This is a genomic window from Streptomyces sp. SID11385 (assembly GCF_010548245.1).
Taxonomy (GTDB): domain Bacteria; phylum Actinomycetota; class Actinomycetes; order Streptomycetales; family Streptomycetaceae; genus Streptomyces.
In genome coordinates this window covers 1-9101 of the sequence record NZ_JAAGLR010001146.1, presented here as the reverse complement: position 1 = coordinate 9101, position 9101 = coordinate 1, and the positions used below count along the sequence as shown (strand labels likewise).

At 74.9% G+C, this 9101-nt stretch carries 10 protein-coding genes and 1 pseudogene; 8 read left to right on the top strand and 3 right to left on the bottom strand.

Annotation, left to right across the window (positions count from 1 at the left end; translation table 11 throughout):
- The 8 genes from G3I42_RS34905 to G3I42_RS34870 form a co-directional block, all read left to right on the top strand.
- A partial coding sequence (locus tag G3I42_RS34905) for a hypothetical protein (RefSeq protein WP_203607737.1) occupies nt 1-208 on the top strand: 208 nt, incomplete at its 5' end.
- A gap of 98 nt (nt 209-306) precedes the next feature.
- Entirely contained in the window at nt 307-498 is a 192-nt protein-coding gene (locus G3I42_RS34900) for a hypothetical protein (protein WP_164291663.1), read from the top strand.
- A gap of 357 nt (nt 499-855) precedes the next feature.
- The gene (locus G3I42_RS34895; protein WP_164291662.1) at nt 856-2637 is read left to right on the top strand and encodes an MFS transporter; all 1782 of its coding nucleotides are present in this window, start codon (nt 856-858) and stop codon (nt 2635-2637) included.
- A gap of 139 nt (nt 2638-2776) precedes the next feature.
- Nucleotides 2777-3817 (top strand): NAD(P)-dependent alcohol dehydrogenase, encoded by a 1041-nt coding sequence (locus G3I42_RS34890; protein WP_164291661.1) that lies wholly within the window; start codon nt 2777-2779, stop codon nt 3815-3817.
- 89 nt (nt 3818-3906) lie between these two features.
- Entirely contained in the window at nt 3907-4566 is a 660-nt protein-coding gene (locus G3I42_RS34885; RefSeq protein ID WP_164291660.1) for a class I SAM-dependent methyltransferase, read from the top strand.
- 35 nt (nt 4567-4601) lie between these two features.
- Nucleotides 4602-5519: an N-acetylmuramoyl-L-alanine amidase gene (locus G3I42_RS34880; RefSeq protein WP_343244748.1), complete on the top strand. Its 918-nt coding sequence runs from the start codon at nt 4602-4604 to the stop codon at nt 5517-5519.
- 177 nt (nt 5520-5696) lie between these two features.
- A complete protein-coding gene (locus G3I42_RS34875) occupies nt 5697-6578 on the top strand; it encodes a hypothetical protein (protein ID WP_343244747.1) in 882 nt (293 codons plus the stop codon).
- Nucleotides 6579-6667: 89 nt separating this feature from the next.
- A complete protein-coding gene (locus tag G3I42_RS34870; protein WP_343244746.1) occupies nt 6668-6955 on the top strand; it encodes a hypothetical protein in 288 nt (95 codons plus the stop codon).
- A 12-nt stretch (nt 6956-6967) separates the two neighbouring features.
- Here G3I42_RS34870 and G3I42_RS34865 read toward each other — a convergent pair whose 3' ends face one another.
- From G3I42_RS34865 to G3I42_RS38125, 3 genes and pseudogenes are all read right to left on the bottom strand, one after another.
- Nucleotides 6968-8053 carry a prenyltransferase gene (locus G3I42_RS34865; protein ID WP_164291658.1) on the bottom strand — a complete coding sequence of 362 codons (1086 nt, stop codon included), beginning with the start codon at nt 8051-8053 and terminating at the stop codon, nt 6968-6970.
- The gene (locus G3I42_RS34860; protein WP_164291657.1) at nt 8050-8814 is read right to left on the bottom strand and encodes a class I SAM-dependent methyltransferase; all 765 of its coding nucleotides are present in this window, start codon (nt 8812-8814) and stop codon (nt 8050-8052) included. Before G3I42_RS34860 ends, G3I42_RS34865 begins: the two co-directional genes overlap by 4 nt.
- Nucleotides 8808-9101, bottom strand: a pseudogene (locus G3I42_RS38125) (glycosyltransferase family 1 protein); the annotation flags it as partial. The gene G3I42_RS34860 and the pseudogene G3I42_RS38125, both read right to left, overlap by 7 nt.

Sequence of the window (9101 nt, the reverse complement as noted above, 5' to 3'; positions counted from 1 at the left end):
GGCGGGGGCGGCGATAAGGGCGGGGCTCGTGGTGACGCGCGGCGCCGTGCCCGTACCGCTGCCCGTGCCCGCCGACGAGCCCGCCCCGGCCCGCGACCTGCCGGACTCCGACGCCGTGCCCTCCGGGATCACCTGGACCACGCCGCCGCCGTCCGGCCGCGCCGCGACCGGCCCCGTACCCCTGCGCGATTCGCCCCTCAACGGCTGAACTCCGCCCGGACCCCCCGAACATGTGACTGACGTGGCGTGAGAAAATCCCGGGGTAGTTGTTGCGCACGTGAACGAGTACTACGGGGTGACGTTCCGTTGACCGAGATCAGCAAGCAGTCGGCCGCCGAGGCGCCGTCCGTCCCGAACGGGGACGCGGGCGGACCGGGGCGGCACCGGGGGAACGCGGCGCGCGCCGGAGAGGCCGGGGAGACCCGGCCCGGCGGGCGCCACCGCAAGCCCGGCGCCGAGCACGCCGAGTTCTTCGAGGACGACCGGGCCGCGGCCTAGTCGTCCGGGGGAAACAACAGCAGGACGGGCGGGGCCCGGGGACGCCGACCAGCGTCTCCGGGCCCCGCCCGCGTGCGGTCACGCCGCCCGTTCCCTTGGAGCACCGGGCGCGGGGCCGGGACTGTGCAGGCCCCCCTCGCCCCCGAAGCCGCGCGTGAGGCGGGCGGGGTCGAGCGGCATGGGGCCTGCTTCTGACGCACGCGACGCACACGCCGTCTCAGGGGGCGCACGCTCCGTCCGGCCCGTGCCCCGCCCGCTTCCACCGGGGCCGCCGGTTTCCCCTTCGTACGAGAACCACCGGACTACCCTCCGTACCGGATCACTTTCAGTCCGCAAGGGTCGGAGGTAGCACCGCTCATGCCCCACACCCACGACCGCCCCCGAATACCCGGCCAGTCCCCCGCTCGCGCCCGCGGTTCCTCCGCGACCGTCGCCGCGCTCGCCTTCGCGGGGATCGCCGTCGCCGTCATGCAGACGCTCCTCGTCCCCGTCATCAAGGACCTGCCCGACCTCCTCGACACCTCGCCCGCGAACGCCACCTGGGTCATGACGTCGACGCTCCTCGCGGGGGCCGTCTCGACGCCCGTGCTCGGGCGGCTCGGCGACCTGTACGGGAAGCGGCGGATGCTCTTCGTCTCGCTCGGCGCGATGATCGTGGGCTCCGTCGTGTGCGCGCTGACCGACACGCTCGTGCCGATGCTCGCGGGCCGTACGCTCCAGGGCCTCGCGATGGGCGCGATCCCGCTCGGCATCGGGATCATGCGCGACGTGCTGCCGCGCGAACGGCTCGGCGGCGCGATGGCGCTCATGAGTTCGTCGATCGGGGTCGGCGGCGGGCTCGCGCTGCCGCTCGCCGCGATCGTCGCCCAGCACGCGGGCTGGCACGCGCTGTTCCTGCTCGCGGCGGGGCTCGGGGTGGTCTCGCTCGGGCTCGTCGTGGCGCTCGTGCCGGACGCCTCGGTACGGGCCCCGGGGCGCTTCGACCTGCCGGGCGCGCTGGGCCTGAGCCTCGGGCTCGTCTGCCTGCTGCTGCCGGTGACGAAGGGCGCGGACTGGGGGTGGGGGTCGGCGCGGGTGCTCGGGCTCTTCGGGCTCGGGGTGCTCGTCCTGCTCGTCTGGGGCTGGTACGAACTGCGCTCCGCCGCGCCGCTCGTGGACCTGCGCACGAGCGCGCGCCGCGAGGTGCTGCTCGCGAACCTGGCCTCGGTCATGGTCGGGGTGTCGTTCTACGTCGTGACGCTCGTCCTTCCGCAGCTCCTCCAGTTGCCCCGGGCGACCGGTTACGGGCTCGGGCAGTCGATGGTGGTGGCGGGCCTGTGCGTGGCGCCGCTGGGGCTCACGATGATGGCGACGGCGCCGCTGTACGCGCGGATCGCCGCGCGGCGCGGGCCGCGCCTGACGCTGCTGCTCGGGCTCCTCGTGATCGGGATCGGGTACGGGGCGGGGCTCGGGCTGCTGGGCGCGGCCTGGCAGACGGTGCTGATCGCGATGCTCGTCGGCGCGGGGATCGGGCTCGCGTACTCCTCGCTGCCCGCGCTCATCATCGCGGCGGTGCGCCCGGAGGACACCGGGGCGGCGAACGGGCTCAACGCGCTGATGCGGTCGATCGGGACCTCGGTGTCGAGCGCCGTGATCGGGATGGTGCTGGCGGGGTCGGCGACCGTGCACGGGGGTGTCGCGGTGCCGTCGCTGAGCGGTTTCCGGACGTCGTTCGTGATCGCGCTGTGCGCCGTGGCGGGCGGGCTCGTGCTCGCGTGGTTCCTGCCGCGCGCGGCGGGCGGCGAGCGGTTGACGCTGGTGAAACTCGCGGGCACGGCGGACGACTTCCTCCTCCCGGACGGCTTCAGCGGCTTCCGCGGCGAGGTGCGGGACGCGGCGGGCGCGCTCGTGGCCCGCGCGACGGTCACGCTCATCGACCGCCGGGGCCGCCAGGCCGGGCTCACCACGACGGACACCGCGGGCCGCTACGCGCTGCCCGCCTTCACCGCCGGCCCCTACGTCGTCGCCTGCCGCGCCGCGGGCCACACCCCGCGCGCCGCCGCCGTCGCCTTCCCCGGCGGCCACACCACCCGCCTCGTCCCCCTCGTCCTGTCCCCCCGCAGGGACCGCAGCGGGCGGGCGGAGGCGGTGAGCGGCTGAGCAGGGGCGGGGCGGAGGTACGGGGGCAGCGCGGAGGGCGCGTATTCCCGCATCCGCCGCGAGCGGAACCGCTCAAGAACGATCACGAAGGTGCCTACGCTGCGAGGGAACGATCACTTTTCCTCGGAGGGGTCACCCCATGCGAACGACGACCGGCTGGCACGCGGCAGGGCCCAGGGACCTGGAGCGCACCGAGCTGCGGCGGCGGGAGTTGCGCGCGGACGATCTCGCGGTGCGGGTCGATTACTGCGGCGTCTGCCACAGCGACGTGCACGCGCTCGCCGCCTTCGACGCGCAGGCGGGGACGCCGCTCGTGCCGGGGCACGAGTTCACGGGGACCGTGACCGAGGTGGGCCCGGGGGCGAGCGGCTTCGCGGTCGGCGACCGGGTCGCGGTGGGCAACATCGTGGACTCGTGCGGCACGTGCGCGATGTGCGAGGCGGGCCAGGAGAACTTCTGCCGGTCCTTCCCGACCCTCACCTACGGCGGTACGGACCGGCACGACGGCTCCACGACGCTCGGCGCGTACTCCCGCGAGTACGTCGTGCGCGACGCGTTCGCCCACCCCCTGCCCGCCGGGCTCGACCCGGCCGCCGCCGCTCCCCTGTTGTGCGCGGGCATCACCGTGTGGGAGCCGCTGCGCGCCCTCGGCGTCGGCGAGGGCAGCCGGGTCGCCGTGGCCGGGCTCGGCGGGCTCGGCCACCTCGCGGTCAAGCTCGCCGTCGCGCTCGGCGCCCGTACCACCGTTCTCAGCCGCACCCCGGACAAGCGCGAGGACGCGCTGCGGCTCGGCGCGGACGGCTTCCTCGTCACGGAGGACGAGCAGGCCATGGCCGAGGCGCGCGACTCCTTCGACGTCGTGCTCGACACGATCTCCGCGCCGCACGACCTCGCCCCCTACCTGCGGCTCGTGGCGCTCGACGGCACGCTCAGCCTCCTCGGGTACCTGGGCTCCGTGACCGTCGAGGCCACCGACCTGCTCATCGGCCGCAAGAAGCTGGGCTCGGCGGGCAGCGGAGGCCGCGCCATGACCGCGGAGATGCTGCGGTTCTGCGCGGAGCACGGGATCGTCGCCGACGTGGAGGTGCTGCCCTCCGCGCAGGTCAACACGGCACTCGACCGCCTGCGCAGGGGAGACGTCCGCTACCGCTTCGTGCTCGACCTGTCCGACCTCGGCTGAGCGGGGCGGGGACGGAACCCACGCGGGACGGCAAGTACGTTACGTACGCACCTCACCGCCCCGCCCGTGACCGCAGGAGGACCCGCCCCATGCCCCAGCCGCCCGCCACCGACCTCCCGGGGGCCCGCCCCGCCCCCGGCATCCTCGCCGCCTTCGAGGAGGCCAAGGGGTTCATGCCCGTGCACGAAGGGCTCGCGCTGTACGCGGCGGCCGTGGAGGCGGGGCGGCTGGGGCTGCCCCTGCTGGAGGTGGGGACGTACTGCGGGCGGTCGACGGTGCTGCTCGCCGAGGCCGGGCGGGCCGCCGGGGTGGCCGTCGTCACCGTCGACCACCACCGGGGCAGCGAGGAGCAGCAGCCGGGGTGGGAGTACCACGACCCGGCGACCGTCGACCCGGAACTCGGGGTCATGGACACGCTGCCCGCCTTCCGCCGCACCCTGTACCGGGCCGGGCTCGAAGAGCACGTGATCGCGATCGTCGGGCGTTCCCCGCAGGTCGCGGCGGTGTGGGGGCGGCCGCTCGGCCTCGTCTTCGTCGACGGCGGGCACACCGACGCGCACGCGAACGCCGACTACGAGGGCTGGGCCCCGCACCTGGCCCCCGGCGGCCTCCTCGTCATCCACGACGTGTTCCCCGACCCGGCCGACGGCGGCCAGGCCCCGTACCGCATCTGGCTGCGCGCGGTCGATTCGGGCGATTTCGAGGAGGTCCGGACGGTGGACTCGCTGCGCGTGCTGCGGCGCCGCTGAGCGGGCACCGCCGCACACCCCCTATCCTCGCGGGCGTGTCCAACTCCCCCGCCACCCCGCCGCCCGGCCGCCCGCCCCGCTCCCGGCGGCTGCTCACCGTCAGCGCCGTCGCCGTGCCCGTCCTCCTGCTCGCCGGGGGCATCGGGTACGGCGTCGCGGGACGCGGGGGCGGCGACGGGGGCGGTACGGGGGGCGACGACGCCAAGGCGGCGGCCCCCGCCCGTACGAGCGCGGCTCCCCGCCCCTCCCCGTCCCCGCGCGGGCCGCTGAGCGGCAAGGTCGTCGTCCTCGACCCGGGGCACAACCTGAACAACCGCCTCCACACCGCCGACATCAACCGGCAGGTCGACGTGGGCAACGGGCGCAAGGAGTGCGACACGACGGGGACCGAGACCAACGCCGGTTATCCGGAGGCTAAGTTCACGCTCGACGTCGTGCGCAGGGCGCGGAAGCTGCTGCGCGCGCAGGGCGCCGAGGTGCGGCTCACGTACGACGGGGACCGGGAGTTCGGGCCGTGCGTGGACGAGCGCGCCGAGATCGGCAACGAGGCGAAGGCCGACGCGGCCGTGTCGGTGCACGCGGACGGCGCCCCGGCCGGGGCGCGCGGATTCCACGTGATCATGCCCGCCGCCGTGCACGCCGGCAAGGCCGATACCCGCGCGATCACCGCGCCCTCGCACGAGCTCGGCACCCGCCTCGCCGCGTCCTTCGCGAAGGCCACGGGCACCTCGCCCGCCACGTACATCAACGGCGGTACAGGACTTGACACCCGCTCCGACCTCGGCGGCCTCAACCTCAGCCGCGTCCCGAAGGTGTTCCTGGAGTGCGGGAACATGCGCGACGCGCAGGACGCGGGGCTGCTGACCAGCGCGAAGTGGCGCGAGCGCGCCGCGCGCGGGATCGCGACGGGAGTCGCGGCGTACCTGGGCGGTGACGCCGGGGAGAAGTCGTGAGGACGCCGTGATGCCCGCGTGGGCGCGCAGGGCCGCCGGACGGGCCCGGGCCTGTGGCGGTATGGTCCTCGGGAGCTCGGGGGATCTCTGCCGTACGGACCTGGTGACCCAGCGACCCACGGCCGGCGGTGCGCACGCCCCGGCTCGCCGACCACTGCCGACGAAGGACCTGACGACGTGAACATCCGCTCTCTGACCAGAGGCGACGGGGTGGTGATCGTGGCCGCGGTGGTGCTGTTCATCGCCTCGTTCCTCGGCACCTTCTCCTGCGACAGCGACAGTTGCTCCAGCGTTCCCAATGCCTGGGACAATCTCGGGCTCCTGATGAGTGTGTACCTCGCCGGGGTCATCGGGGCCGCGCTCGTCATCCTCACGAAGCTCCTGCCGCAGCCGCGCAAGGTGCTCGGCCTGGACCTCGGCCAGTTCGGCGTCGCCCTCTCGGTGTTCGCCGCCTGGACCGCGCTGTGGACGGTCTTCGACCCGCTGGGTTCCCTCAGCGACATCCAGGCCCTGGCGCAGATCGGCGCGGGCTCCGGCCTCGTCCTCGGTCTGGTCGCCGCCCTCGTCCTCGCCGCCGCCGCCGTCGCGAGCCCCCTCGTCCCCGCCCTCAAGGGCCCGCTCGTCCCCGCGCCGCGTCCCGCGCAGCCGCAGCCCTACGGGCAGCAGCAGGGCCGGACGGGGTACGGCTACCCGGGTTCGGGCCAGCAGCAGCCGCCCGGTTACGGGTACCCGGGCGCCGGTCAGCAGCAGCCCGGGTACGGCTACCCGGGCGCGGGGCAGCCCGGCGCGGGACAGCCCGGCGCGGGGCAGCAGCCGCCGCAGGCCGGAGCGACGCCGCCGCCCGCGGCTCCGCAGCCCGCCGAGTTCGCCCCGTTCTGGTTCGCCGTCCCCGTCCCGCGCCCGATCTACGGCGAGGACGGCGCACCCATGCCGATCGCCGAACTCACCCCGGGTACTTGGTACTTGGCCGTTGACCAGCGCGGCCAGGACCTCGTGGCGCAGACCCAGGACGGCAAGCGCGGCGTCCTGCGCGACACGACGGGCATCCAGCGCGGCTGAGGAGCGCGCCCGCACGGGCCCACCGCCGGGGACAGGTCTCAACCGGCCTGTCCCCGGCCCCGTTTCACCCGTGCACAAGCGGTAACACGGTGGCCATGTCCACCAGAAGCGGTTCCCCGATAGGCCGGATCATCGCGCTCGTCGCCGATGTCGTGGCCGGCATCATCGTCGTCTGGATACTGATGTATCTCCTGGACGCGAACCGGAGCAACGACCTCGTGCAGTGGGTGCACGACGCCGCCGCCTGGCTCGCGGGCTGGTCGCGCGACCTGTTCACCTTCGACAAGGAGTGGGCACGCGTCGTCTGCGGCTACGGCCTGGCAGCGGTCGTGTACCTGGCCATCGGCCACGCGGCGGCCGGGCGCATCTCCCGCTGAGGCGCCGGGAACTCAGCTCCCGCAGCGGCACGCCACGGCCGGTTCGCCGATCCCGTACGGGAGTTCCGCCACCCCGAACACCCCGCACGTCGCCGGCTCCCCGGCAAGCGCGGCGACCGCGAGCAGCAGCGCCCCCGCCGTCCACGTCGTCTGCTCCCGGGGCCACAGCGCGTCGTCCTCGTACACGTACCCCGTCCAGTACAGGCCGGTGTCCGGGTCCCGCAGGCGCGCGAGGTCCCGCAGGATCGCGACGGCGCGCTCCGTGTCGCCCACCGCCCAGAGGGCGAGGGCGAGTTCGGCGCTCTCGCCGCCCGTGACCCACGGGTTGGGCACGACGCACCGGCAGCCGAGGCCGGGCACGACGAACTCGTCCCAGCGCGCGGCGAGCCGCGCCCGCGCCTCCGCGCCTTCGAGCGCGCCGCCGAGGACGGGGTAGTACCAGTCCATCGAGTAGCGGCTCTTGTCGAGGAAGCGCTCGGGGTGGTGGCGGATCGCGTGGCGCAGTTCCCCGGCGGCGAGTTCCCAGTCGGGTTGCGCCTCGCCGCGGGCGGCGGCGAGCGCGAGGCCGCAGCGCAGGGCGTGCAGGACGGAGGAGGAGCCGGTCAGGAGCGCGTCCGTGACGGGGGTGCCGTCCGCCTCGCGCTTCCAGCCGATCTCCCCGCCGGGCTGCTGGAGCCCGAGGACGAAGCCGAGCGCGGCCTTCACGACGGGCCACATCGCCTCGCGGAAGGCCGTGTCGCCCGTCGCGAGCCAGTGGTGGTACGTGCCGACCGCCACGTACGCGCAGAAGTTGGACTCGCGCGCGCGGTCGGTGGGCCGCTCGGAGTCGCCGTCGTGGTAGGCCGCGTACCAGGAGCCGTCCGGGTTCTGGTGGCGGGCGAGCCACGCGTACGCGCGGGCCGCCGCCTCGTGCTCCCCGGCCGCGTCGAGCGCCATCGCGGCCTCGGTGTGGTCCCAGGGGTCGAGGTGGTGGCCGCGGAACCAGGGCAGCGCCCCGTCCTCGCGCTGCTGCCCGAGGAGGGCGGCGACCGTGGCGCGCGCCTCGTCGGCGGTGAGGACGCCGGGCAGCGTCAGAGGCTCGGTACGGGGCGTCGTCATACGGCGGTGGGCGCGGCGTCGAGGGCGGCCGGCGCTGCGTCGTGGGGCAGGTGCGGCTTCGTCGCGTAGGCCACGAAGCTCTTGCCGAGCAGGGGGTTGAGGAAGTGCTCGGTGTACCGGGTCGTGCGGGGCTTCTTCATGATGTCCCAGACGAGGAGCTTGTGGTACGCGCGCACCGGCAGCGCCTTGTCGTTGTCGACGCCGAAGGCGCACTTGAGCCACCAGTACGGGCTGTGCAGCGCGTGCGCGTGGTGGGCGCCGTAGGGGCGCAGGCCCGCGCCGCGCATCTTGGCGGCGAGTTCGGTGGCCTTGTAGATGCGGATGTGCCCGCCCTCGACCTCGTGGTACGCGTCCGAGAGCGACCAGCAGATCTTCTCGGGGAAGTGGCGCGGCACCGTGACCGCGATGCGCCCGCCGGGCTTGAGGACGCGGACCATCTCGGCGAGCACGCCCTTGTCGTCGGGGATGTGCTCCATGACCTCGGAGATGATCACGACGTCGAAGGACGCGTCGGGGAAGGGCAGCGCGAGCGCGTCGCCCTCCATCGCGGTCGCGGTGGCGCCCGCCGGGGCCTCGCCCGCCTCCTCCATGGCCGCGAACCACTTCGCGACCTCGCGGATCTCCTCCCGGTTCCGGTCGAGGGCCACGACCCGCGCCCCGCGCCGGTAGCACTCGAAGGCGTGCCGCCCGGCTCCGCAGCCCAGGTCGAGCACGCGGTCGCCCGGGGCGAGCGGGAAACGGGTGAAGTCGACGGTCAGCACGAGGACCTGCTTTCGCGGTCGGGGGTGGCGGAGGTGGCGGGCGTGACGGGGACGGCGGGGGTGGCGGGCGTGGCGGGGACGGCGGGGGTGGCGGGAACGGCGGGGGTGGCGGGAACGGCGGGGGTGGCGGGAACGGCGGGGGTCTTCACCAGCGGGATCGCGGTCCGGGTGCCGAGGGGCCGTACGGGCCGGGGTCCGGCGGCGTGCGTGAGCGCCGCCCGGTACCGCTCCGCCGTGCCCTCGGCCGCGCGCGCCCACGTGAAGCGCTCCAGTACCCGGGCGCGGCC

What these genes read in the sequence shown, in the direction of transcription:
- G3I42_RS34895 (WP_164291662.1), top strand. Translation starts at nt 856, where the DNA reads ATGCCCCACACCCACGACCGCCCCCGAATACCCGGCCAGTCCCCCGCT.
- G3I42_RS34890 (WP_164291661.1), top strand. Translation starts at nt 2,777, where the DNA reads ATGCGAACGACGACCGGCTGGCACGCGGCAGGGCCCAGGGACCTGGAG.
- G3I42_RS34885 (WP_164291660.1), top strand. Translation starts at nt 3,907, where the DNA reads ATGCCCCAGCCGCCCGCCACCGACCTCCCGGGGGCCCGCCCCGCCCCC.
- G3I42_RS34865 (WP_164291658.1), bottom strand. Translation starts at nt 8,053, where the DNA reads ATGACGACGCCCCGTACCGAGCCTCTGACGCTGCCCGGCGTCCTCACC.